This is a genomic window from Algoriphagus mannitolivorans DSM 15301 (genome assembly GCF_000429425.1).
Taxonomy (GTDB): Bacteria; Bacteroidota; Bacteroidia; order Cytophagales; family Cyclobacteriaceae; genus Algoriphagus; species Algoriphagus mannitolivorans.
Genome location: NZ_KE386902.1, coordinates 366435 through 391464 on the forward strand (window position 1 = coordinate 366435; position 25030 = coordinate 391464).

Sequence of the window (25030 nt, forward strand, 5' to 3'; positions counted from 1 at the left end):
AGCGAAATAGGTATGAGTACTTAATTTCAAACCTAAAGTCAGGCTTAAATTTTAATTTTGCAATTATTAACAAATGCTGAATTCCACCCCTGAAAAATCTATTCTCAACAGAATTAACCTTATTTTAACGATTAATTATTCAAAATTTGATTTTGATTCCTAATATTTAACGGAAAACGTTTTCCGTTTAAAGAATCTTAAAAAAATCAATTTTTATTAATTAATTGAAAATTTCAGCTTTTCTGAAAAACTCGCCATACAGCGTGTTTTGGAGTTTTTTAAAAAAATTAAAGAAGTCGGATGGTCAAGTATTTATTCTTGTTGAAGTTTTTCGTTAAAGCTATTTGATAATAATTAACAATCCCTTGTATAGATATTACATAAATTTCTGGATGTTATATTTAATGACAACCCTGCAACATTTTTTTAACGTTTAGCATCCCATAATAAAGCAACTAACCAACTCCATGCGCCTTTTCATTTTCAAAAAATCCGCTTTGTTTTTTATAGTCTTTTGGATAAGTATTTCCGTGGTACTGGGACAGGGAATTCGAGGAAAAGTCAAAACAACTTCAGGCGAGCCTTTGGCCTTCGCTTCTGTTTACATCCGCAATTTGGAGGATGGAGTTCCCACCAATGAAAACGGGCTGTTTGAATACCGACTGGCACCGGGATTTTATGATGTTCTAATTCAATACCTAGGCTATAAATCTCAATTGCATACGCTGGAAATAAGAGACCAATGGATCGAGTTGGATTTTGCCTTGGAGCCGCAGGTATTTACTCTCAGTGAGGTGGAAGTCAAGGCTGGAGCAGAAGACCCGGCATTGACCATCATGCGAAAGGCCATCGCAAAAGCCAAATATCATCGGCTTCAACTGAAGGAATATTCCATGACTGTTTACCTAAAGGGTACTGGACAGCTAACAGATGCCCCTTTTTTCCTGAGAAAAAAACTGGAAGAAGAGGGGATGAAGCTGAACGAAGCTTATACTTCCGAGTCTGTATCCAGAATTAAATTTTCCCTACCAGACAAGGTGGAGGAAAAAGTGATTTCCATCCGCACCAACGGCGATAATCAAGGAACTTCCCCGGCTCCCTATATTCAAACCTCCTTTTACCAAGATCAGATCAATGGGGTAGTGTCTCCACTTTCCCGGTATGCCTTCCAGTATTATCAATTTCGCTATGAAGGCAGCTTTTTTGACCAAAATGTCTTGGTCAGCAAAATCCGGGTCACTCCACGGTCCCGAGGAGAACAGGTTTTTGAAGGGTACATCTATATAATCGAAGGGCTATGGGCTATTCATAGTCTGGACCTAAAGACTTCTTTGTTGGGGTTTGAAATCACCGCAAGGCAACAGTATGCTCCCGTCGGTGAAAATGTCTGGATGCCTTTGACCCATACCTACACCTTTGGAGGGAAGATTTTTGGCTTTGCCGGAGAATTTAAATACTTGGCTTCTACCCGGGAGTATGACCTCAAATTGAATCCAGATCTGGCGCATGTGCCTGAGATTATTGATGAAAAAGTTCAGGAGATCCCTTCAGGTGTGTTGAAGGTAGATAAATCAATTTCAGCTTTGGAGCAGCTGGCTACCGAAGAACCCAAAACCAGAAAAGAATACCGCAAACTCCTGAATCAATACGAAAAGGAAATGATGGAGGAAGAAAAAGCTAGGGCAAAAGATCCAGTGGTGGCTGAGCGCTATTACAGCGTGGATTCTCTGGCTAAAAAGAGAGGCTTGGCCTACTGGGATAGCATCCGGCCAGTTCCTCTTACTTTAAAAGAAATTCAAGGATACCAAAGGGATGATAGCTTGGCTACGGTGGAGGCTGCTAAAATGAGTGAAGTGGACTCGATTGCCAAAAAAGCAAGAAGGAAGTACCAGCCCTTGGACTTTTTGACTGGTCAAAATTTCAGTTTTGGGAAAGGTGTGACGATAGGCTTTAGCCAGAATTTGACAAAATTCTCCTTCAATACAGTGGAAGGTTGGAAAGTCGGACTTGGGGTTTTCTATAGAAAATATGAAGAAGAAAAGCTGGCAGACAGTGTGAATGTCAACCGCAAAAGTTTCACGATCCGCCCAGAGCTGCGGTACGGGTTATCCAGCCAGCGTTTTTATGGGAAAGTAAATTTCAGATGGGCCCATACCCAGCCAACTTCTGGACAGACATGGGGGATTGAAGGGGGAAGATTCATTTACCAATTCAATAATCAGAATCCAATCAATGAGCAAGTTAATGCTTTGTATTCCCTCCTTGTGAGGAGAAACTATATGAAATTATACGAACAGGATTTTGTCCAAGGCTATTGGTTTCATCGGGTCAATTATGGGTTTACCTATCGGCTAAACCTGAGCTATGCGCAAAGAAGGGAACTTTTCAATACTTCGGATTATAGTTTCTACAACAAGCCGGAGCGGGATTATTCCTCCAACAGACCTGGAAATGTGGAGGCGAATGGCCTGAGTTTTCAGGATCATCAAATCGCCAAGATTTCTGCATCTGCTGAGTGGAGACCGGGGTTGACCTACACTATCCGGGATGGTAGAAAAACCCCGAATTTTTCCCGATCCCCGCTGGTGACCTTTTCCTACCAGAAGGCCATTCCCCATTTGATCTCTGGACGGAATGCATCTGATTTTGATTTGTTGGAAATGGGACTGGAGCATGACTGGAGCTTTGGAGTCAGTGGCAAGCTCGATGTCAAGCTCAATGCCGGTACTTTCCTGACCCATGGCAGGGTTTATTTTCCGGATTTCAAGCATTTTGGCGGCAATAGGACCCTATTTTCGAATTTCGGACCTGCATCCAATTACCGACTGATGGATTATTACCGATACAGCACTTCAACTTCCTTCGTTTCCGGGATTGCGCACTATCAGTTTAGAAAATTCTTATTCACCCAGTTGCCCATGCTGAGATTTTCTGGTTTGAGAGAAAATGTTTTTGTCAATTACCTGAAAACCGAAACTTCCCCGCATTACACAGAAATCGGATATTCTTTGGATAACCTGTTTAGGATTTTCCGGGTGGAGCTGGGAGTGGCTTTTGAAAATGGGGACTTTTTAAGGGCTGGTCCTCTCTTTGGGATCGCAACTATCTTCAATATTAATTTTGAGGACTGAGGCTACCCAATTGGCATTTGTCTAAATGGAGTAAAAATGAGTAGCCTATTCTTTCCTAAATACGGATTACAGATTTAGCCAATAGGTCATTTTAAATACGATAGCCCTGGATTTAGAACCTCCAAACTCGATAAACCCATCCGGATTCATTTCCGCCAAGTAGTTATCAGTGTAAACCAAGAAAATATCAGACACAGGCGCAAATCTCCACTGAAGCCTGGAGTTGATGTTTACATTATCGATCTGACTATTGTATTGGACGAAGGTGGTCCAAAAGAGCTCTTTGCTGAAAGTGAAATCGAATCTTGGTCCAATTAAAAACAAGTTTGAGCTATTATATGGCTGTGGAAGTCTGATTCGATTGTACGCGAAATCTATACTGGTAAAACCTAGCGGCTGATATCTCCACTGAACACCCCCTTCTAAATTGATTCGTGTCCCGTTAAAATATTGACCTGATCGAGTACTTAGATTAAAAGAAACTTTCTTTCTCTCGTCAGACTCATATCTTGCTATAAACAAATTGTTGGTGTATTCTGTATTCGCAGGTAATCGTAGGCCGTCTGTTCCACTCGGATCAAAGCCGTTAAATAGATAGGTGTATTGTCTTCTTAGCCGAAGAGAAAATCGGGCAGATGACTTCCAATTGATATCATAAAGAAAATTCATGTCCCAATCGAGAAAGCCATAAGTATCATTGCCGACTATATCGAAATCTAAGCCTGGGCCGTGTCGCTGTACTCCGCCACTGGAAGGAAAGATACTCCTCCGGTAGGTCATGGCTAGTTGTTGAATGTCGGTTCTCCGAACAAATCCAACTTCCGGAGCATAGTTCGCACCTACCGCCTGAGCCCTCATATCCAAGGACCATTTGGGGACGCTATATTGTAGTTCTATTCCAGCGGCGAAGGCACTATCGACTTTGGCTTGGTTGATATTTTGGTGGTAAAAGAACTTGCCGGTAATCCGATTGTCTTCAGAAGCCAAATTATAATCCACCCCAAAAGTTCTATCCCACTCATTGTATAAGCTATCGGAATACTCTTTCGGGTTTTGGAAAGTCTGTTTGTTCACTAAAAAAGCTGAGATATTCGATCTGGCAAAAACTTTTTGCTGAAGAGAAACCATGGAATAGTTGTAGGAAGGTAAACCTGCAGCCTTATCATCTGCCACTTGCATGCTCAGTACACCCACTCTTAGATTGTCATTAGCCTTTCCACTGATCCTCGCTCCAAATGGGATGGTGGATTCTATGTTTTGCCCGGTACTTTCATCTCGGGATACTCCAATTCTTCTGCTAAAAAAAGGTCTGGTTCCTCTATTCCCGTAATTGGAAAACAAATCAGCATTTTCCAAGAAAAACTGTCGTCGCTCTGGAAAGAAAATTTCGAATCTGTCCAAGTTGGTGACCTGCTGGTCCACTTCTACCTGAGAAAAATCCGGATTTACGGTTAGGTCCAAATTCAATCCCGGGGTAATTCCATATTTGACATCAAACCCAGCGCTAAGCCCAGATTTGGTTGCGGTATTGGATTCAAAATTTTTACTCGAATTTCCTGACAAGTAAGGGATAAAAGAGAGGTTTTTCCCTACTTTCTTGGTGGGTTCCTCCCAGTTTGCGACTCTTAAAGCGGCAAGATTAAACAAGGTGAAGTTTCTTGAAATAGGTGCCCAAGTGGATCTTTCAGCACTTTCACTGTCTATTCGGTAGAAATTAATATTCCATTCTGTTTGGTCTTCATTGAAGCGAAGGGTATTAAATGGAATAGACATTTCGGCTACCCAGTAGCCATCATATTGTTTGGCTTCACCTACCCACATATTGTCCCATTCCAGACTGAAAGAGCTTTCCCCGCTTCCACCATTGGATACAAGGCCTTCTCTTTGGACACCAAAAGGATTGATTCCGAAGGTAAAGGCATTGGTCCTGTCTTGAAAAGTATCGAAGATGACCGTAAAATTATCATTGGCTGATCCTCTGAAATCCCTGCGCAAGGATGGAGTGACGTAATCCTTTTCCTTTTTATCACTATACATCACACCTAGGATGTATATATTCTTATCGTCAAATAGGACCTTGGCTACAGATTGGTTGACCGCCAAGGAAGAGTCGAAAGGAAAATATTGCATCCAATCGTATGCTGAATCTGCCATTGCCCATGCGTCCTCTATCACACCATCGATTTCAATGGGGCTGTTGACTCTTTTGAATTGGATTTCCTGGGCAGAGAGACTGCCAAAAAACAAATTGAAACTCAGGATAAATAAAATCTTCCTTACCATGATACAAAATTAGCCTACTTCTGGAGTAGGGAAATGGGAATTTATATCAGTGGTAGGTATTTAAATTCCCCGCATTACACTGAGATCGGGTATTCCTCGGATAACCTGTTACGGATATTGCGAGTAAAACTGGTCGTGGCCTTCGAGAAGGGATGCTATTAAGGAGCCGGACCATTTTTTGGGAAAGCATCTGTCTTCAATATTAATTTTAAGGATTAAAAGGGAGACTGTCTCAAAATACTTTCAATTTGACAAACCCTAATGATGAGACTGCTTCTCAAGACTTTTTCCTCATTTGTGATTTACGAGTCATGAAGCTCAATTTTTGGAGAGTCGGAATGTGCCCTTTTGGATTAGGAAAGTCTTGGTAAGAAAAAATGTTTATCACAATGAACAATAATTCTTAAATTTTGCTTAGTAAAGTAAGCAATATGTCTCTTGTTTAGTTTTGATTTTATGGATCAGCTTGTTGAATTATATCGGAAACTACTTCTAAAGACCAGTTTGGATTTCGTAAGAAGTTTGGAACCTAAGGTTAGATGGGAAAATCGATTGATTGGAATAATGGGGTCAAGAGGAGTGGGTAAGACCACTTTGGTTCTTCAACATATCAAAAAGAATTTCTCTGGGAAGGAAAATAAAGCACTTTATGTTTCCTTAGACCATATTTGGTTTGCCTCGAATTCCATATTTGAATTAGCAGAAGAATTTTCCAAAAAAGGGGGGGAATTATTGGTTTTGGATGAGGTTCATAAGTACCCGAATTGGTCTCAGGAGATTAAAAACATTTATGATTTCAATCCAGAGCTCCAAGTTATTTTCACTGGATCCTCTCTTCTAGAAATTCTCAATTCTCGGGCTGATTTGAGCAGAAGAGCCTTAATTTTTCAGATGCATGGATTGTCATTTCGTGAATTTTTGAAAATTGAGGCAGGTTTGGATTTTCCGGTTTTTTCTCTTGAGTCTATCATTGAGCAACATGCTGACATTGCCCCCAAAATACTGGAAAATGTGAGGCCATTCGAGTATTTCTCCACCTACCTAGCGAAAGGGTATTATCCCTTTTACAGGGAATTTGAGGAGATGTATGATTCCCAGGTTCGGGCAATCATTAATCTGATTCTGGAGATTGAACTCCCACAGCTCCGAAAATTTGATGTCGCGTATTTACCCAAAATCAAACAACTCCTAGGGATCATAGCCGATTCGGTCCCCTTTATTCCCAATGTGAGTAAGCTAAGTGATAAAATCGGTCTAAATCGGACCACTCTGTTGACTTATTTAAATTATCTGGCTGAATCTAAGATTACAGCAAATCTTTATTCCGACACAAAGGGGATTTCCCTGCTTCAGAAGCCTGAGAAACTTTACCTAGAAAACACCAATCTAGCCTTTGCTTTGGGCCAAAATATCAATGAGGGTAATCTGAGAGAAACGTTTTTTCTAAATCAACTTTCCTATGGCCATCAGGTCACCTTGCCTAAAAAAGGAGATTTTCTGATTGACCAAAAATGGTTGTTTGAAGTGGGGGGTAAAAACAAATCTCTTTCCTCTTCAGATAATATGGAAATTCAGATTGCCGCTGATGGGATTGAAATAGGGCATCGAAATAAAATACCTCTGTGGCTTTTTGGCTTTCTATACTGATTTTTGGTTAGAATGATTTAGAAATAAAAAAGCCACTTCTTTTTGGAAGTGGCTGAATTTGTAAACACAAGAGCTTTAAACTTTCATGATATCCGCTTCTTTCTTGACGAGAAGCTCGTCGATTTTAGCAGAATAAGTGTCGGTGAACTTTTGAACTTGGTCTTCAGCTCTTTTGATCTCATCTTCTGAAGCACCTTCTTTTTGAAGTTTTCTCAAAGATTCGTTGGTGTCTTTGCGGACTGAGCGGATGGAGATTTTTCCGTTTTCGCATTCGTGTTTGGCCTGCTTCACCAGTTGAACCCGTCTTTCTTCGGTCAGGGTAGGAATGGTCAGGATGATGATTTCTCCGTTGTTTTGAGGAGCCAGTCCCAAATCAGAATTGATGATGGCTTTTTCGATTTCAGAAATCAGGGATCTTTCAAAAGGTTTGATGGCCAAAGTTCTCGCATCAGGAGTAGTCACCGATGACACCTGATTGAGTGGAGTAGCAGCTCCGTAATATTGCACCATGATGCCGTCCAGAAGGTTAGGCATTGCCTTGCCTGCGCGGATTTTTACCAGTTCGGAGGCGGTGTGATCCACCGCTTTTTGCATGAGTTCTTTGGCTTCGTCTAAGAATAATTCGATTTCTTCCATGATTTTAGGGCGAGTTATGCAGTGATCAATGTTCCAACTTCTTCACCAAGGACCAATTTGCTGAGGTTTCCGGCTTTATTCATGTCAAACACGATGATCGGAAGGTTGTTTTCCTGGCAAAGGGTAAATGCTGTCATATCCATGACGCTGAGGTTTTTCTCATAGACCTCAGTGAATGTGATGTTTTGATATTTGGTAGCGGAGGAGTCTTTTTCCGGATCTGCAGTATAAACCCCGTCCACCCGGGTTCCTTTGAGAACTACATCCGATTCAATTTCGATGGCTCTTAAAGCAGCCGTGGAATCTGTAGTGAAATAAGGGTTGCCAATGCCGGCTCCGAAAATTACGATTCTGCCCTTTTCCAAGTGTCGAATAGCTCTTCTGCGGATAAAAGGCTCACAGACACTTTCGATTTTGATTCCGGACATCAGTCGGGTAAACATTCCGTTTTGCTCCAAAGCACTTTGCAGAGCCATGGCGTTGATCAAGGTAGCCAGCATTCCCATATAATCTCCCTGTACACGGTCGATTCCGGATTTTTCCGCCTGGACACCTCTAAAAATATTTCCTCCTCCGATTACGATGGCGATTTCTACTCCCAGATCTTTTACTTTTTTGATTTCGTCAGCGTACTGCTGAAGTCTGGTAGAGTCGATCCCGTATTTTTTTTCACCCATTAGGGCTTCTCCACTAAGTTTTAGGAGGATTCTTTTGTATTTCATGGATTGGCGTATTGATTCTAAAGTTTTTTCCTCTTTTGAAAGGGTTTCTTTGGGTGGAATGACTTCCAAAATTGATCGGGAATTCCGCAAGGGAGCGCCAACAATCCGACAAATATAATTTCTTCAGGTCAGAATGCTAGAATGAAAATCAAATTAGAGACAGATTGATACCAAAATGTGGCAGTCCAAAACCTGAATGATGGATTCGATTCCCAATTAGAACTGAATCAAAACCTGATTTTTTTCCACGCTCTGTTTGAGGGAGACTTTGACATCTTTTACAATTCCATCTCCGGGAGCTTTGATGATGTTTTCCATTTTCATGGCTTCCAAAATCAAGACCACATCGCCTTTTTTGACTTCGTCTCCCGCCTTGACCTTAAGGTCAAGAATTAATCCGGGCATGGGAGCTTTGATGTCCTTGACCGCTCCTGCACCTGCGGCACTCATTCCCATTTTTTCCAATAGAAGGTCAAATCGGTCTTTCAGGGAAAGAGTTGCTACCTGATAGCCCAGTCGGATCCGAATGGATTTGGTTTCACGATCTAAAGAGATTAATTCGGCGACTTTGGATTCATTTCCTCGTATGAGGTGAATGGTTCGCTCATCAATCCATTTCAAGTCCCAGTCCAATCCCTGATCGTTGACCAAGATGGAATCTCCGGATTTTTGGACTTGAAAAGTGCTTTCTTTAAGGTTAACTGAAAACATTACTGCTATTTTGGGGTCAAAATAATTCTTCGAAAGGATTCCTTCAAAGTTTTTCCAAATATGAAACAAATGCGTGCTACCCACAAAGGAAAAAATGTATTCTCCACTCAAAGTTTCCCATTTCTCTTATTAATCCTGATTATTTCCGCCTGTAAATCAGAGAAGCCAAGCACTCGATCTTCAAGTCAACCGCCTGTCGAAAATAGCACTGCTTTGAGCGCTCAGGATACTTTGGAGATACTCAGCCTGATCCGAAAGAAGGAAGGCGAAATTGCAGGATACCGTGCCAGCGTGCCAAGAAACTTTGATTTGATTCATACAGAACTTGATTTGGCTTTTGATTGGGAAAATCAAGTCGTGATCGGAAAGGCAAATCTGACGCTCAAGCCTTATTTCTATTCTCAAAAAGTGCTTGTGCTAGATGCCAAAGACTTCGAAATGGGCGCAGTTTATTTCCGAAAAAAAGGAGATCCCGTCAAGGCTAATTATGGATACAATGAGAAAAAATTGAGCATTTATCTTCCTGAGGAATTATCAGCTCCAGATACATTTCAGGTAGAAATAAATTACAGGGCTTTTCCGGAGAAAAATTCAAGAGCTGGTTCTCAGGCGATCACCGATACCAAAGGACTATATTTTATAGATCCATTGGACACCCTTCCTCAGAAGCCAAGCATGATCTGGACCCAAGGCGAGACCGAGCACAATAGTAAATGGTTTCCTACTTTAGATCAACCCAATGAGCGGATGACCCAGGTAATCCGACTGACAGTTCCGGATACATTGGTGACGGTGAGTAATGGTCGACTGGTCCATCAGGAGAAGCTTGGAAATGGTCTGAGAAAAGATTCTTGGGAGATGACTTTGCCGCATGCACCGTACCTAGCTGCGATTGCCATCGGGGATTTTGTCAAAGTGGAGGATGCTTACAAAAATATTCCTCTGGGATACTATGTAGAAAAAGGTTTTGAAAAAGGAGCGAAGAAGGTATTTGGGAACACACCCGAGATGATTGGATTTTTTGAAGACAAACTGGGTGTAGCTTATCCTTGGCCTAAATATGATCAGATAGTAGTAAGAGATTTTGTGTCCGGTGCCATGGAAAACACCACGGCCTCCATTTTTATGGAAAACCTATTGATGGACGAGCGGGAGGCAATTGATTCCGAGTGGGATTATATCATCGCCCATGAGCTGTTTCACCAATGGTTTGGCGACTTGGTGACCACCGAGTCCTGGGCAAATCTTACGCTCAATGAGGCTTTTGCCAATTACAGTGAATACTTATGGAATGAGTATAAGTATGGGAAAGATGAAGCTGCCTTGAAATTGGTGGCAGAGATGGAAGGCTACTTTGCGGAAGCTGAGGGAGAGGCCAAGAATCTGATTCGATATTATTATCAGGACAGTGAGGACATGTTTGATTCCCACAGTTACAACAAAGGGGGAGTGATCTTGCATATGCTCAGAAAGCAGGTAGGAGATGAGGCTTTTTTTAAGTCCTTAAATTTATATCTCACCAAAAACGCCTTCAAATCTGTGGAAGTACATGATCTCCGAATGGCATTTGAGGAAGTCACCGGACAGGATTTGAATTGGTTTTTCAATCAGTGGTTTTTGGACAAGGGCCATCCAGAGCTGCTTTTAGAAGTGGATTATTCCCAGCCGGAGGATATTTTGATCTCGGTGGTCCAAGCCCAAGATTTAAAATCAAACCCGCTTTTTCAGTTTCCTTTGGAAGTAAGCTGGTATGTGGAGGGGAAAAGGGAATCGAAAACTTTTTTTGTGAATCAGACTTTCCAGCAATTCAGCTTGCAGAATAAGCTTCCCGTGAATCAGGTCTATCTGGATGAAAGAAAAAACCTATTGGCCAGAAGAAGTCAAATAACCACTCCGCAATACTATCTGAGACAGTTGAAAGAGTCCCAGTTGGGCGTAGGGCGATATGAGGCCCTGGACAGCTTGATTTCGACTGGAAATGAAGAGTTGCTGATAGAAGCAATACCCTTGGCTTTGAAGGATTCTTTTTGGTCTGTAAGAGAAAGCGCCTTGGTTTTTCTTCAGAATGATCCCAGTTGGGGAGAAAAAATTTCAGTGGAAGATTTAATCCTGAATATTGCCGAGAACGATCCGAGAAATTCAGTGAGATCATCTGCTTTGGATTTGATGAATTCCTGGGATGCCGAGAAATATCAGGGAGTTTTCAAGCGCTTGGTCAATGATCCTTCCTTCTATGTGGCGGGATCAGCTTTAGCGGGTTTGGTGGCAGGTTCTGAAGGAAGCCTTACTCCGCTTGAGCTCGAAAGATTTGAGTCTGAGAATAACTTCAGAATGGTTATTCCAGTGGCTGAATACTACTTGGAGAATCAGGTTCGAGGAAAAGGGTCCTGGTTTTTTGAGAAAGCTTCAGTGCTTCGTGCAGAAGGCTTGTATTATTTTCTGGGGTATTTTGGGGAGTATTTCAGCAGAATTCCTGAGGAGGGAGCAAGCAGAGCAACCGATTTATTATTATCAATGATGCAGACTCAGACCCAGAGTTATTTAAGAGTTGGGGCATTTCAGGCCTTGATGGGATTTGTGGATAGCCCTGAGATAGTGGCTAAAATTCGGGAGATAGCCAGGAAAGAGGCTGATGAAACGGCGAGAAATTACTTCAATTATTACCTGGAGATTCTTTCCGAAGAAAATTAATCGGTTGATAATTAAAATCTTGGCCTGAATGATTTGAAAAATTAATCTTTTTTAGAACCTAACCTTTGATACTTTGATAAAAGGCTATAATTTTGCCATCCGTTAAGGTCATAAGGGCTCAGAAACTTTAAGAAATTAACGCAGTTGGGGGAATACCAAAGCGGCCAACTGGGACGGACTGTAAATCCGTTGACTTATGTCTTCACAGGTTCGAATCCTGTTTCCCCCACCTAGAATTGCCTGATTGTAAAATTTTTTTCTAGTTTTGCAGGGCATTAAAAATATCCGGTACGCCGGACACAAGCGGGAGTAGCTCAGTTGGTAGAGCGGCAGCCTTCCAAGCTGCAGGTCGCGGGTTCGAGCCTCGTCTCCCGCTCTGTGCTTTTTAGCACGGAGTATTGGTAAGCCGACGTAGCTCAGGGGTAGAGTACTTCCTTGGTAAGGAAGGGGTCACGGGTTCAAATCCCGTCGTTGGCTCAACACAGAAATTATTATCTAAACATATCTTTAAACTTAAACTGAGGATTTTCACGCATGGCAAAAGCAACATTCGACCGTTCCAAGCCGCACGTTAACATCGGTACGATTGGACACGTAGACCATGGCAAAACAACTTTGACTGCCGCCATTACTACCGTATTGGCAAAAAAAGGTCTTTCTGAATTGAGAGATTTCTCTTCTATCGACAACGCTCCAGAAGAGAAAGAAAGAGGTATCACCATCAACACTTCTCACGTAGAATATCAGACTGAAAAGAGACACTACGCTCACGTAGACTGTCCTGGTCACGCTGACTATGTGAAGAACATGGTTACTGGTGCTGCTCAGATGGACGGCGCTATTCTTGTAGTAGCTGCTACTGATGGACCAATGCCACAAACTAGAGAGCACATCCTTTTGGCTCGTCAGGTTGGTGTTCCAGCGCTTGTTGTTTTCTTGAACAAAGTGGACATGGTGGACGATCCTGAATTGTTGGAACTTGTTGAAATGGAAGTTAGAGAATTGCTTTCTTTCTACGAATTCGACGGTGACAACATCCCAGTAATCGCTGGTTCTGCACTTGGTGCATTGAACGGTGAAGAGAAGTGGGTGGACACAGTAATGCAATTGATGGATGCTGTTGACTCTTACATTCCTCTTCCAGAGCGTTTGGTTGACAAAGACTTCTTGATGCCTGTAGAAGACGTATTCTCTATCACTGGTAGAGGTACTGTAGCAACTGGCCGTATCGAAAGAGGTGTAGTTAACTCTGGTGATCCAGTTGATATCATCGGTATGGGTGCTGAAGGCTTGAAGTCTACCGTTACTGGTGTTGAGATGTTCCGTAAGATCCTTGACAGAGGTGAAGCTGGTGACAACGTAGGTTTGTTGTTGAGAGGTATTGAAAAATCTCAAATCAAGCGTGGTATGATCATCTGTAAGCCAGGTTCTGTGAAGCCTCACGCTCACTTCAAGGCTGAAGTTTACGTACTTTCTAAAGAAGAAGGTGGACGTCACACTCCATTCTTCAACAAGTACAGACCTCAGTTCTACCTTAGAACTACTGACGTAACTGGCGAGATCAAACTTCCTGAGAATGTGGAAATGGTTATGCCAGGTGACAACGTAACTATCGAAGTTAACTTGTTGTCAGCAGTGGCTTTGGAGAAAGGTTTGAGATTTGCGATCCGTGAAGGTGGTCGTACAGTAGGTGCCGGTCAGGTTACCGAAATCTTGGACTAATCCATAATACTTTAAAATTAATGATGCGATCCCGAAGAAAATTTTGGGATCGCATTTGTTTCTAAAGACTTTATCCCTAATTTTGCGTTCCCGTTTGGGGATCGTTCATTTACACGGGCATAGTTCAATGGCAGAATAGCGGTCTCCAAAACCGTTGATGGGAGTTCGAATCTCTCTGCCCGTGCATCAGTAATAGACTATGAATCTGAAAAGCTTTGTCCTCGAATCTTATGATGAGATGAAGAACAAGGTCACCTGGCCAAAGTTCTCCTTCCTTCAAAACAGTGCCGTATTGGTATTGGTAGCGTCTCTGATCTTTGCCTTGTTTATCGGGGTGATTGATTTGGGATTCGAAAATATCATGACATGGTTTTATGATTTATTCTAATTGACATTACAGAATGGCTGAACATAAATGGTACGTCCTCAGAGTAGTAGCAGGGCAGGAAAAAAAGACCAAGACTTATCTGGAGAATGAGATCTACAGACAGAAGTTGGATGAATTCATTCCTGAGGTGCTTATTCCTTCTGAGAAAGTATATGAGATGCGCAACGGTAAAAAACGTGTCAGAGAAAGAAATTTCTTTCCTGGATACGTCTTGGTCAATGCGGATCTTTCCAATGGTGAAGCCAATCACGTAATTACGAGTATTCCGGGAGTAATCGGTTTTCTTGGATCAAACCAGGGGGGAGCTTCCAAAACCCCTGAACCATTACGACAGTCTGAAGTCAACCGTATCTTAGGAAAGGTTGAGGAGATTGATGAGTTTGCCGAGAAGCAGGATACACCATTTATAGTCGGAGAGGCCGTTAAGGTAATGGACGGTCCCTTCAGTGGATTTACCGGGACAATTGAGGAGATATTTGAGGAAAAGAAAAAGCTTAACGTTATGGTTAAGATTTTCGGCCGAAATACTCCTGTTGAATTAAACTTTATACAAGTAGAAAAACAAGACTAAGCAATGGCTAAGGAAATCACTGGTTATGTAAAACTACAGGTGAAAGGTGGCCAGGCTAATCCGTCACCTCCAGTAGGTCCAGCTCTTGGTTCCAAGGGTTTGAACATCATGGAGTTCTGTAAGCAGTTCAACGCGCGTACTCAAGAAAAAATGGGTACTGTGCTTCCTGTGCTGATTACAGTGTATTCTGACAAGTCTTTTGACTTTGTAGTAAAAACTCCACCAGCTGCAAATATGCTGTTGGAAGCTGCAAAAGTGAAAAGCGGTTCTGCGGAGCCAAACAGAAAAAAGGTAGGTTCTGTCACTTGGGATCAAGTGAGAGCAATCGCTGAGACGAAAATGCCTGACCTGAATGCTTTCAAAGTAGAATCGGCCATGAAAATGGTGGCGGGTACTGCACGAAGCATGGGTATCACAGTATCTGGTAAAGCCCCTTGGGAAGTATAAATAAACAACAATGGCTAAGTTAACAAAAAAGCAAAAAGAAGCTCTTTCTAAGTACGACCCAAGCCAAGTGTACTCCCTGGAGGCAGCTTCTTCACTGGTGAAGGAAATTACCATGACAAAATTTGATGCTTCTGTGGATGTAGACGTTCGTTTGGGCGTAGATCCTCGTAAAGCTGATCAAATGGTAAGAGGTGTAGTAGCACTTCCTCATGGTACAGGCAAAGACATCAAAGTATTGGTGCTTTGTACTCCTGACAAAGTAGCAGAAGCCACCGAAGCAGGTGCAGATTACGTTGGTTTGGACGATTATATTGCCAAAATCGAAGGCGGATGGACTGACGTTGACGTCATCATCACTATGCCTAACGTAATGGCTAAAGTAGGTAGGTTAGGTAGAGTATTAGGTCCTAGAGGCTTGATGCCAAATCCTAAATCAGGAACCGTAACTCTGGAAGTTGGTAAAGCTGTAAAAGAAGTAAAAGCTGGTAAGATTGATTTCAAGGTAGACAAATTTGGAATTATCCATGCTGGTGTAGGAAAAGTGTCTTTCTCTCCTGAGCAAATTCAGGAAAATGTGAAGGAACTTATCACTACTATTTCCAAACTTAAGCCTTCCTCTTCTAAAGGAACATATTTCAAAAGCATTCATTTGTCCAGTACTATGTCCCCGGGTATAGCTATTGACAAGGGTAGTATTCAAGGTATTTAATCATGACTAGAGACGAGAAAAAACTAATTATCGACAGTCTGACTGAGAAATTGAAGGAAAACCCTTTCTTCTATATTACAGACGCGTCTGGATTTTCAGTAGCGGAGGTTAACGCATTCAGAAGAACTTGTTACGAAAGAGGTGTTGAATATAAGGTGTACAAAAATACCCTTATTGCCAAAGCCCTTGAGAACTTGGATTCTGACTACTCCAAATTGGCGGACGGTGCTTTGAAGGGGTTCTCGGGAATTATTTTCTCTAAAGAGACTAGTAACCTTCCAGCAAAAGTATTGCTGGATTTCAGAAAGAAACAAGGTAAAAAAGAAACAAGACCTGTATTCAAAGGTGCGGGAATCGACTCAGATGTAATCTTGGGCGAGAACAACCTTGAAATGTTGTCTAATCTTAAGTCTAAGCAAGAATTGCTGGGTGATCTTATCGGATTGCTTCAGTCTCCTGCTAAAAATCTCGTATCTGCATTGCAGTCTGGACAAAATAACATCACTGGTGTTCTTAAGACTCTTGCTGATCGAGAAGCAAAATAATCTTATCAAATCATTCAAAAAACAAATTAAATAATTAATACAATGGCAGATCTTACACAACTTGCAGAACAGTTGGTAAACTTGACTGTAAAAGAAGTTAAAGAATTGACTGATATCCTTAAAGATCAGTACGGAATTGAGCCAGCTGCTGCTGCAGTAGCTGTTGCTGGTCCTGCTGCTGGTGGTGCTGATGGCGGTGCTGCTGAAGAGGAAAAAACTTCTTTCGACGTAGTTCTTAAGGCTGCTGGAGCTCAGAAGCTTGCAGTAGTGAAATTGGTTAAAGAATTGACCGGTCTTGGTTTGAAAGAAGCAAAAGATCTAGTTGACGCTGCTCCTAAGGCCTTGAAAGAAGGTATCGCTAAGGACGAAGCTGAGGCTTTGAAGAAGTCTCTAGAAGAAGCTGGTGCTGAAGTAGAGATCAAGTAATTTGCGGATCTCTGCCCATTAGGACAGGGATAAGCCCGAAGACCTGACTTTTAAAGTCAGGTCTTTTCCTGTTTATGCACAGGTCGAAAATTGCATTATTTCAAGTGGAAATATTCACTTTCCAACATTTAATTTCACTATAAACTATACACTACCTTGGCTATCAAGAATCAAACCGAAAGGAAAAGCTTCTCCTCCATTAAGGTGGTCAAAGACTATCCCGATTTTCTCGATATTCAGCTGCAGTCATTCAAAGACTTTTTCCAGTTGGATACTCCCGCAGAAAAGAGACGGGCAGATGGGTTATTTAAAGTTTTTGCTGAAAACTTCCCGATTAGTGATTCCAGAGAAAACTTTACCCTGGAATTTATTGACTATGCCGTTGATCCACCAAAATACAGCGTGGGTGAATGTATCGATCGTGGATTGACCTATTCCGTTCCGTTAAAGGCGAAATTGAGACTACTTTGCCACGATGAGGACAATGAGGATTTCGAAACCATCGAGCAAGAGGTGTTCCTAGGCAACCTGCCTTACATGACCGAAAAAGGGTCATTTGTAATCAATGGTGCCGAACGAGTGATCGTGTCTCAGTTGCACAGATCTCCAGGTGTTTTCTTTGCTCAAAGTAAACACACCAACGGAACCAAGCTTTATTCCGCAAGGATTATCCCTTTCAAAGGTTCTTGGATCGAATTCGCTACGGACATCAATAATGTCATGTATGCTTACATCGACCGTAAGAAAAAATTCCCTGTTACGACCTTGTTGAGAGCAATCGGTTATGGATCTGATAAAGATATCCTAGACTTGTTTGGTCTTTCTGAGGAAGTATCTGCCACCAAGACTGCTTTGAAAAAAGTAGCCGGAAGAAAATTGGCGGCAAGGGTTTTGAGAACTTGGGTAGAAGACTTCGTAGATGAGGACACCGGTGAGGTAGTTTCCATCGACAGAAATGAGGTATTGCTTGAGCGTGATACCGTCCTGACTGAAGAAGACATCGAAATGATTTTGGATTCCGGCTCAAAGTCCATCATTCTCCATAGAGAAGATGTGAACGTGGCCGATTACTCAATCATCTACAATACATTACAGAAAGATAACTCCAACTCTGAAAAAGAAGCAGTTGAGGTTATTTATCGTCAATTGAGAAATACTGAAGCTCCTGACGAAGCTACTGCTCGTGAAGTCATCCAAAGTTTGTTCTTCTCAGACAAGCGTTATGATCTTGGTGAAGTAGGTCGATACAGAATCAACAAAAAGCTTGGTTTGGATATCGAAGCTGAGAAGATCGTATTGACTAAAGAAGATATCATCTACATCGTGAAGTATTTGATCGGTTTGATCAATTCCAAAGCAGTAGTGGATGATATTGATCACTTGTCTAACAGACGTGTGAGAACTGTAGGTGAGCAGTTGTATAGCCAATTTGGAGTTGGTTTGGCCAGAATGGCCAGAACTATCCGAGAAAGAATGAACGTTCGTGACAATGAAGACTTCAAACCAGTCGATTTGATCAACGCCCGTACACTTTCTTCTGTGATCAACTCCTTCTTTGGAACCAACCAGCTTTCTCAATTCATGGATCAAACCAACCCGCTGGCCGAATTGACTCATAAGAGACGGCTTTCAGCTTTGGGTCCAGGCGGTCTTTCCAGAGAAAGAGCAGGTTTCGAAGTTCGAGACGTTCACTATACACACTATGGCCGTCTTTGTACCATCGAAACTCCTGAAGGTCCAAACATTGGTTTGATCTCTTCTCTTTGCGTGCATGCTAAAGTGAATTCCATGGGCTTCTTGGAAACCCCATACAGAAAAGTGGAGGGCGGAAAAGTAGGTATGGACAAAGAAAGTATTGTGTTCTTGACTGCAGAGGAAGAAGACAATAATAACATTGCCCAGGCAAATGCACCGTTGGATGAAAAAGGAAACTTCATCAATGAAAAAGTAAAGGCAAGATTTGAAGGGGACTTCCCGGTATTGGAACCAAGTGAGATTTCTTACATGGACGTTGCTCCAAACCAAATCGTGTCCGTAGCAGCATCCTTGATTCCATTCTTGGAGCATGATGATGCGAACCGTGCATTGATGGGATCCAACATGCAGCGCCAGGCTGTTCCTTTGTTGAGACCTGAAGCTCCTATTGTAGGAACAGGTTTGGAAGGAAAAGCAGCTATTGATTCCAGAGCCCTGATCATTGCGGAAGCAAACGGAGTTGTGGATTATGTAGATGCCAAGAAAATCACCATCAAGTACGACCTTACTGAAGAGGATCTATTGGTGAATTTCTCTGACGAATACAAAACATACGATCTGATCAAATTCAGAAGAACCAACCAGGACACTACCATCAACTTGACTCCTTTGGTATTGAAGGGAGAGAGAGTAGAGAAAGGTCAGGTCTTGGTAGAAGGTTATTCTACAAATAACGGTGAGTTGGCTTTGGGTAAAAACCTAAAAGTAGCTTACATGCCTTGGCAAGGATACAACTTCGAGGATGCGATTGTAATCTCCGAAAGAGTAGTTCGTGAGGACATCTTTACTTCCATTCACGTGGAAGAATTCCAGTTGGAAGTAAGAGATACTAAGCGAGGCGAAGAAGAATTGACTTCTGAAATCCCTAACGTTTCTGAAGAGGCTGTTAAGCATTTGGACGAAAACGGGATTATCCGAATCGGTGCTGAAGTAAAAGAAGGCGACATCATCATTGGTAAAATCACTCCTAAAGGAGAGACTGATCCAACTCCGGAAGAAAAACTCTTGAGAGCGATCTTCGGTGACAAAGCTGGTGACGTGAAAGATGCTTCATTGAAAGCTTCTCCTTCTTTGAATGGTGTGGTTATCGAAACAAAACTGTTCTCCAGACCTAAGAAGGACAAGGATAACAGAGCCAAGTCAAAAGCTGAAGTTGAAAAACTGAAAGCAAAATATTCTAAGGATCTTTTGGGCATCCGTGCCAGAATGATCAACAAGTTGGTGACCATATTGGATGGTAAGACTTCCTTGGGTGTGAAGCACAAGTTTGGTGATGAAATCATCAGCAAAGGCGTGAAGTTCAACCATAAGAACATCGAGAATAACCTTTTCCCTGCTAAGAACCCTTACAGAGATGAGTCTAACTACAATGTTCCTGAGGAGGCTAACCTGATTTCCGACATCATCTTGGATGATTGGACAGACGATGCGCACACCAATTCATTGATTGTACAATTGGTTAAAAACTACACCAACGCCAGAAACGAGATTTCCGGTCTGTTCAAGCGTGATAGATTCACACTTGAGGTGGGTGATGAACTTCCAGCAGGTATCGTTCAGCTAGCCAAAGTGTATATCGCCAAGAAGCGTAAGCTGAAAGTAGGAGATAAGATGGCAGGTCGTCACGGTAACAAAGGTATCGTGGCAAGAATCGTAAGAGATGAAGACATGCCATTCTTGGAAGATGGAACTCCAATGGATATCGTATTGAATCCACTGGGTGTACCTTCCCGAATGAACATCGGTCAGATCTTCGAAACCGTTTTGGCTTGGGCTGGACAGAAGTTGGGCAAGAAATACGCTACTCCAATCTTCGACGGAGCTTCATTGGATGAGGTTTCTGCTGAATTGGAATTGGCAGGATTGCCAGCTTATGGCCGTACTTACCTATACGATGGTTTGACCGGTAAGAAATTTGATCAGCCTGTAACTGTAGGGGTGGCGTACATGCTGAAACTAGGTCACTTGGTTGATGACAAGATGCACGCAAGATCCATCGGTCCATACTCACTTATTACCCAGCAACCATTGGGTGGTAAGGCACAGTTTGGTGGTCAGCGATTTGGAGAAATGGAAGTGTGGGCACTGGAAGCATTCGGTGCATCTCATGTCCTTCAAGAAATCTTGACTGTGAAGTCTGATGACGTAATCGGTAGAGCAAAAGCTTACGAAGCTATTGTGAAAGGTGAAAACCTTCCTAAGCCAAATATTCCTGAATCATTCAATGTATTGGTTCATGAGTTGAGAGGCTTGGCTCTTGAAATTACACTGGATTAATTTGGCTCATGGGGCGGGTAACCGCCCTGAACATATCTCAAAACATTATGTCGTTTAGAAAAAATAAAAAACTCAACAACGATTTCTCCCGAGTTACAATCAGCTTGGCCTCTCCAGAATCTATTCTGGATAGTTCAAACGGTGAAGTAACCCAGCCAGAGACCATCAACTATAGAACCTACAAGCCTGAAATGGGTGGTTTGTTCTGTGAGCGAATCTTTGGACCTGTGAAGGATTGGGAATGTCATTGTGGAAAATACAAGCGAATTAGATATAAAGGCATTATCTGCGACCGTTGCGGTGTAGAGGTGACTGAGAAAAAAGTACGTCGTGAGCGTATGGGGCACATCGAATTGGTGGTTCCTGTAGCGCACATCTGGTATTTCAAGTCTCTTCCAAACAAAATCGGTTACCTTCTTGGGCTTCCTACTAAAAAGCTTGACCAGATCGTGTACTATGAGCGTTATGTTGTAGTGCAAGCTGGTATTAAGGCGGAAGAAGGTATCCAGTATTTGGACTTCTTGACAGAAGATGAATACTTGGATATCATGGATAAGCTTCCAAAGGAAAACCACATGCTGGACGATGACGATCCAAATAAATTCATCGCCAAAATGGGTGCTGAAGCTTTGGAAATGTTGTTGGCAAGATTGGATTTGGATGATCTTTCCTATTCTCTTCGTCACCAAGCTGCTACCGATACATCTCAGCAGAGAAAAGCAGAAGCGCTGAAGCGTCTAAAAGTGGTAGAAGCATTCCGTGATGCAAGAACCAGAATTGAAAACCGTCCGGAGTGGATGGTAGTAAGAATGGTTCCTGTTATTCCACCGGAATTGCGTCCATTGGTTCCTTTGGATGGTGGACGATTCGCTACTTCTGACTTGAATGATTTGTACAGAAGAGTAATCATCAGAAACAACCGTCTGAAGCGTTTGATCGATATCAAAGCTCCAGAGGTGATTTTGAGAAACGAAAAGCGTATGCTACAGGAAGCTGTGGATTCACTTTTCGATAACTCCAGAAAAGTAAATGCGGTAAGATCCGATGGTAACCGTGCTTTGAAATCCCTTTCCGATATGTTGAAAGGTAAGCAAGGCCGTTTCCGTCAAAACTTGCTAGGTAAGCGTGTGGATTACTCCGGTCGATCTGTAATCGTCGTAGGTCCAGAATTGAAGCTTCACGAGTGTGGTCTTCCTAAAAATATGGCAGCTGAGCTTTTCAAGCCGTTTATCATCAGAAAACTGATTGAAAGAGGTATTGTAAAGACTGTAAAATCTGCCAAGAAAATCGTGGATCGTAAAGATCCAGTGGTTTGGGATATTTTGGAAAACGTATTGAAAGGACACCCAGTGCTCCTAAACCGTGCCCCAACTCTTCACAGATTGGGTATCCAGGCATTCCAACCAAAATTGATCGAAGGAAAAGCCATCCAGCTTCACCCATTGGTATGTACTGCATTCAACGCCGATTTTGACGGTGACCAAATGGCGGTACACGTACCTCTAGGACATGAGGCGATTTTGGAAGCTTCTACCTTGATGCTTTCTGCTCACAACATCCTTAACCCTGCGAACGGTGCTCCAATTACAGTACCTTCTCAAGACATGGTTTTGGGTCTGTATTATGTGACCAAAGGAAAGAAATCCACACCGGAAGAACCTGTTGCAGGTGAAGGAATGACTTTCTACAGCACTGAGGAAGTTATCATCGCCTTGAACGAAGAGAAGATCTCCAAGCACGCCAACATTAAGTGCAAGGTGAAGGTGAGAAATGCCGATGGTGAGATCACAGAACAAATCATTGAAACAGTAGCAGGCCGATTGATCTTCAATCAGTTTGTTCCTGAAGAAGTAGGTTATGTCAACGAGCTTTTGACGAAGAAAAAACTACAGCAGATCATCGCTGAAGTTGTAAAAGTCTGCGGCATTGCACGTACTGCCCAATTCTTGGATGATATCAAGCATCTAGGATTCCAAATGGCTTACCAAGGTGGTCTTTCTATGGGATTGAATGACGTAATCATTCCTGAAGAAAAAGAACCAATGATCGCGAAAGCGAAAGAAGAAGTTGACCAGGTTTGGAACAACTACTTGATGGGTCTGATCACGGATAACGAGCGTTACAACCAGGTAATTGATATTTGGACTCGTACCAACTCTCATTTGACGAACAATCTGATGAAGAAGATGGAAGAGGACAAGCAAGGATTCAACGCCATCTACATGATGATGCACTCAGGAGCCCGAGGTTCCAGAGAGCAGATCCGTCAGTTGGGTGGTATGAGAGGATTGATGGCTAAGCCTCAGAAAAACCTTCAGGGTTCCGTAGGTGAAATCATTGAAAACCCTATCCTTTCAAACTTTAAAGAAGGTTTGGATGTATTGGAGTACTTTATCTCCACTCACGGTGCACGAAAAGGTCTGGCGGATACGGCTTTGAAAACTGCCGATGCGGGTTACTTGACTCGTCGTTTGGTAGACGTAGCGCAAGATATGATCGTGACTGAAGAGGATTGCGGTACTTTGAGAGGATTGGTGGTTCAGCCATTGAAAGACAACGATGAGATTGTCGAGCCACTTTCTGAAAGAATCTTGGGTCGAGTTTCTGTACACGATGTGTATGATCCGGTGACAGAAGAATTGATTGTTCCGGCTGGAATTGAAATCGACGACGATATCGCTAGAAAAGTAGACGAGTCTGCTATTGAAGAAGTAGAGATTCGATCTGTATTGACTTGCGAAACTAGAAGAGGAGTTTGCTCCAAGTGTTACGGAAGAAACTTGGCCACTGGAAATATGGTACAAGCAGGTGAGGCTGTCGGCGTAATCGCGGCACAGTCTATCGGTGAACCAGGTACTCAGTTGACCTTGAGAACATTCCACGTAGGTGGTACTGCTTCGAACATGGCGGTTGATGCCAGCATCAATGCTAAGTTTGACGGTGTAGTTGAATTCGAAGAAGAATTGAGATACATCGAAACCACTAACAAAGATGGTGAGCCAGTGACCATTGTAATGGGTAGATCCGGTGAAATTAAAATCAATGACGCTAAGTCAGGAAAAACTTTGGTTTCTAACCACGTTCCTTACGGAGCAATCCTAAATGTGAAGGATGGTCAGAAGATTTCTAAAGGAGATTCTCTTTGTACTTGGGATCCATACAATGCTGTGATTCTTTCTGAATTTGATGGTTCAATTGAATTCGAAGCAATTGTAGAAGGTATCACTTACAAGGAGGTTGCCGATGATCAGACTGGATTCCGTGAGAAGGTAATCATCGATACAAAAGATAGAACTAAGAACCCTGCGATCATCGTCAACTATGGCGAAGATTCAAAAGGATATAACATTCCAGTGGGAGCTCACCTTGCTGTAGAAGCAGGTGAAAAAGTGAAAGCTGGTCAGATCTTGGTTAAAATTCCTAGATCCGTTGGTAAAACCCGAGATATTACCGGTGGTCTTCCAAGAGTAACCGAACTATTCGAAGCACGTAACCCTTCCAACCCGGCTGTGGTTTCTGAAATTGACGGTGTTGTTACTTACGGAGGTATCAAGAGAGGTAATAGAGAAATCATCATCGAGTCTAAGGACGGGGTGATCAAGAAGTACATGGTTTCTTTGTCCAAGCACATCCTGGTTCAGGAAAATGACTTCATCAGAGCTGGTGAGCCACTTTCTGACGGAGCTATTACTCCTAGCGATATCTTGGCAATCAAAGGACCAACCGCAGTTCAGGAATACTTGGTGAATGAAATTCAGGAAGTGTACCGACTTCAGGGTGTGAAAATCAACGATAAGCACATTGAGGTAATCGTATCTCAAATGATGCAGAAAGTTGAAATCCTTGACGCAGGTGACACCAATTTCCTTCAGGGGCAAGTTGTAGATAAGTGGGCGTTCCGTGAGGAAAACGACAATATCTTGGACAAGAAGGTGGTGATGGATGCGGGTGACTCTTCTACCTTGAAGCCAGGCATGATCATTTCTGCAAGAAGATTAAGAGACGAAAACTCTAGCTTGAAGCGGAAAGATTTGAAATTGGTACAGGTAAGAGATGCTGAAACAGCAGTATCTGCTCCAACTCTACAGGGTATCACTGCAGCTTCCTTGGGCACAGAATCATTTATCTCAGCAGCATCCTTCCAGGAAACTACCAAGGTACTTTCCGAAGCAGCGATCAGAGGTAAGCGAGATGAGCTTTTGGGACTGAAGGAAAATGTGATCGTAGGTCACCTGATCCCAGCAGGTACTGGTCAGCGAGCTTTCCATAATATGATCGTCGGATCTAAGGAAGAGTATGAAAAACTTTCTGAAAATATGGAAAGAACTTCCTCCAAAAAATCCAGTGAAGCAATTCTCTAATTAGAAAA

General features: G+C 42.5%; 16 protein-coding genes and 4 tRNA genes. 16 read left to right on the forward strand and 4 right to left on the reverse strand.

All coding sequences use genetic code 11. The features are described from left to right. Positions 1 to 467: 467 nt before the first annotated feature. A complete protein-coding gene (locus tag G458_RS0118610) occupies positions 468 to 3131 on the forward strand; it encodes a DUF5686 and carboxypeptidase regulatory-like domain-containing protein (RefSeq protein ID WP_035468472.1) in 2664 nt (887 codons plus the stop codon). A gap of 66 nt (positions 3132 to 3197) precedes the next feature. Here the strand turns inward: G458_RS0118610 and G458_RS0118615 are convergent, their stop codons facing one another. Further along, positions 3198 to 5414: a carbohydrate binding family 9 domain-containing protein gene (locus G458_RS0118615; RefSeq protein WP_026953244.1), complete on the reverse strand. Its 2217-nt coding sequence runs from the start codon at positions 5412 to 5414 to the stop codon at positions 3198 to 3200. Between the two features lie 456 nt (positions 5415 to 5870). On the opposite strand from G458_RS0118615, the gene G458_RS0118620 reads away from it, so the two are divergent. Continuing rightward, positions 5871 to 7061, forward strand: coding sequence for an ATP-binding protein (locus G458_RS0118620; RefSeq protein WP_026953245.1), 1191 nt, complete (start codon positions 5871 to 5873; stop codon positions 7059 to 7061). 75 nt (positions 7062 to 7136) lie between these two features. Here the strand turns inward: G458_RS0118620 and frr are convergent, their stop codons facing one another. The 3 genes from frr to G458_RS0118640 all read right to left on the reverse strand — a co-directional run bounded on the left by frr (position 7137) and on the right by G458_RS0118640 (position 9130). Next, positions 7137 to 7697, reverse strand: a complete 561-nt coding sequence (gene frr / locus G458_RS0118625; RefSeq protein WP_026953246.1) for a ribosome recycling factor — start codon at positions 7695 to 7697, stop codon at positions 7137 to 7139. 14 nt (positions 7698 to 7711) lie between these two features. Next, entirely contained in the window at positions 7712 to 8419 is a 708-nt protein-coding gene (gene pyrH / locus G458_RS0118630; RefSeq protein ID WP_026953247.1) for a UMP kinase, read from the reverse strand. A 216-nt stretch (positions 8420 to 8635) separates the two neighbouring features. Then, a complete protein-coding gene (locus tag G458_RS0118640; protein WP_026953248.1) occupies positions 8636 to 9130 on the reverse strand; it encodes an acetyl-CoA carboxylase biotin carboxyl carrier protein subunit in 495 nt (164 codons plus the stop codon). Positions 9131 to 9199: 69 nt separating this feature from the next. On the opposite strand from G458_RS0118640, the gene G458_RS0118645 reads away from it, so the two are divergent. From G458_RS0118645 to rpoC, 14 genes are all read left to right on the forward strand, one after another. After that, positions 9200 to 11821, forward strand: a complete 2622-nt coding sequence (locus G458_RS0118645; protein ID WP_051287441.1) for a M1 family metallopeptidase — start codon at positions 9200 to 9202, stop codon at positions 11819 to 11821. Between the two features lie 146 nt (positions 11822 to 11967). Further along, positions 11968 to 12050, forward strand: a tRNA-Tyr gene (locus G458_RS0118650). 74 nt (positions 12051 to 12124) lie between these two features. Next, positions 12125 to 12197: transfer RNA gene (locus G458_RS0118655), tRNA-Gly, on the forward strand. Positions 12198 to 12226: 29 nt separating this feature from the next. Next, a tRNA-Thr gene (locus G458_RS0118660) sits at positions 12227 to 12298 on the forward strand. Between the two features lie 57 nt (positions 12299 to 12355). After that, positions 12356 to 13543 carry an elongation factor Tu gene (gene tuf, locus G458_RS0118665; RefSeq protein ID WP_026953250.1) on the forward strand — a complete coding sequence of 396 codons (1188 nt, stop codon included), beginning with the start codon at positions 12356 to 12358 and terminating at the stop codon, positions 13541 to 13543. Positions 13544 to 13656: 113 nt separating this feature from the next. Next, positions 13657 to 13727: transfer RNA gene (locus G458_RS0118670), tRNA-Trp, on the forward strand. A 15-nt stretch (positions 13728 to 13742) separates the two neighbouring features. Further along, entirely contained in the window at positions 13743 to 13931 is a 189-nt protein-coding gene (secE, locus tag G458_RS0118675; protein ID WP_026953251.1) for a preprotein translocase subunit SecE, read from the forward strand. Between the two features lie 13 nt (positions 13932 to 13944). Beyond that, positions 13945 to 14502, forward strand: a complete 558-nt coding sequence (gene nusG / locus G458_RS0118680) for a transcription termination/antitermination protein NusG (protein WP_026953252.1) — start codon at positions 13945 to 13947, stop codon at positions 14500 to 14502. Positions 14503 to 14505: 3 nt separating this feature from the next. Beyond that, on the forward strand, positions 14506 to 14949 hold the full coding sequence (rplK, locus tag G458_RS0118685) for a 50S ribosomal protein L11 (RefSeq protein WP_026953253.1): 444 nt from the start codon (positions 14506 to 14508) through the stop codon (positions 14947 to 14949). Between the two features lie 10 nt (positions 14950 to 14959). Continuing rightward, the gene (gene rplA / locus G458_RS0118690; RefSeq protein ID WP_026953254.1) at positions 14960 to 15658 is read left to right on the forward strand and encodes a 50S ribosomal protein L1; all 699 of its coding nucleotides are present in this window, start codon (positions 14960 to 14962) and stop codon (positions 15656 to 15658) included. A gap of 2 nt (positions 15659 to 15660) precedes the next feature. Beyond that, positions 15661 to 16203 (forward strand): 50S ribosomal protein L10, encoded by a 543-nt coding sequence (rplJ, locus tag G458_RS0118695; protein WP_026953255.1) that lies wholly within the window; start codon positions 15661 to 15663, stop codon positions 16201 to 16203. Positions 16204 to 16245: 42 nt separating this feature from the next. Then, on the forward strand, positions 16246 to 16629 hold the full coding sequence (gene rplL, locus G458_RS0118700) for a 50S ribosomal protein L7/L12 (RefSeq protein WP_026953256.1): 384 nt from the start codon (positions 16246 to 16248) through the stop codon (positions 16627 to 16629). 156 nt (positions 16630 to 16785) lie between these two features. After that, positions 16786 to 20661 (forward strand): DNA-directed RNA polymerase subunit beta, encoded by a 3876-nt coding sequence (gene rpoB, locus G458_RS0118705; RefSeq protein ID WP_026953257.1) that lies wholly within the window; start codon positions 16786 to 16788, stop codon positions 20659 to 20661. Positions 20662 to 20708: 47 nt separating this feature from the next. Further along, on the forward strand, positions 20709 to 25022 hold the full coding sequence (gene rpoC, locus G458_RS0118710) for a DNA-directed RNA polymerase subunit beta' (protein ID WP_026953258.1): 4314 nt from the start codon (positions 20709 to 20711) through the stop codon (positions 25020 to 25022). Positions 25023 to 25030: the final 8 nt, after the last annotated feature.

Excerpts from the sequence above, each read along its gene's own strand:
- G458_RS0118640 (WP_026953248.1), bottom strand. The coding sequence starts at position 9,130 with ATGTTTTCAGTTAACCTTAAAGAAAGCACTTTTCAAGTCCAAAAATCC.
- frr (WP_026953246.1), bottom strand. The coding sequence starts at position 7,697 with ATGGAAGAAATCGAATTATTCTTAGACGAAGCCAAAGAACTCATGCAA.
- rplL (WP_026953256.1), top strand. The coding sequence starts at position 16,246 with ATGGCAGATCTTACACAACTTGCAGAACAGTTGGTAAACTTGACTGTA.
- secE (WP_026953251.1), top strand. The coding sequence starts at position 13,743 with ATGAATCTGAAAAGCTTTGTCCTCGAATCTTATGATGAGATGAAGAAC.
- rplK (WP_026953253.1), top strand. The coding sequence starts at position 14,506 with ATGGCTAAGGAAATCACTGGTTATGTAAAACTACAGGTGAAAGGTGGC.
- G458_RS0118615 (WP_026953244.1), bottom strand. The coding sequence starts at position 5,414 with ATGGTAAGGAAGATTTTATTTATCCTGAGTTTCAATTTGTTTTTTGGC.
- nusG (WP_026953252.1), top strand. The coding sequence starts at position 13,945 with ATGGCTGAACATAAATGGTACGTCCTCAGAGTAGTAGCAGGGCAGGAA.
- G458_RS0118620 (WP_026953245.1), top strand. The coding sequence starts at position 5,871 with ATGGATCAGCTTGTTGAATTATATCGGAAACTACTTCTAAAGACCAGT.
- rplA (WP_026953254.1), top strand. The coding sequence starts at position 14,960 with ATGGCTAAGTTAACAAAAAAGCAAAAAGAAGCTCTTTCTAAGTACGAC.
- G458_RS0118645 (WP_051287441.1), top strand. The coding sequence starts at position 9,200 with ATGCGTGCTACCCACAAAGGAAAAAATGTATTCTCCACTCAAAGTTTC.
- pyrH (WP_026953247.1), bottom strand. The coding sequence starts at position 8,419 with ATGAAATACAAAAGAATCCTCCTAAAACTTAGTGGAGAAGCCCTAATG.
- rpoC (WP_026953258.1), top strand. The coding sequence starts at position 20,709 with ATGTCGTTTAGAAAAAATAAAAAACTCAACAACGATTTCTCCCGAGTT.
- rplJ (WP_026953255.1), top strand. The coding sequence starts at position 15,661 with ATGACTAGAGACGAGAAAAAACTAATTATCGACAGTCTGACTGAGAAA.
- G458_RS0118610 (WP_035468472.1), top strand. The coding sequence starts at position 468 with ATGCGCCTTTTCATTTTCAAAAAATCCGCTTTGTTTTTTATAGTCTTT.
- tuf (WP_026953250.1), top strand. The coding sequence starts at position 12,356 with ATGGCAAAAGCAACATTCGACCGTTCCAAGCCGCACGTTAACATCGGT.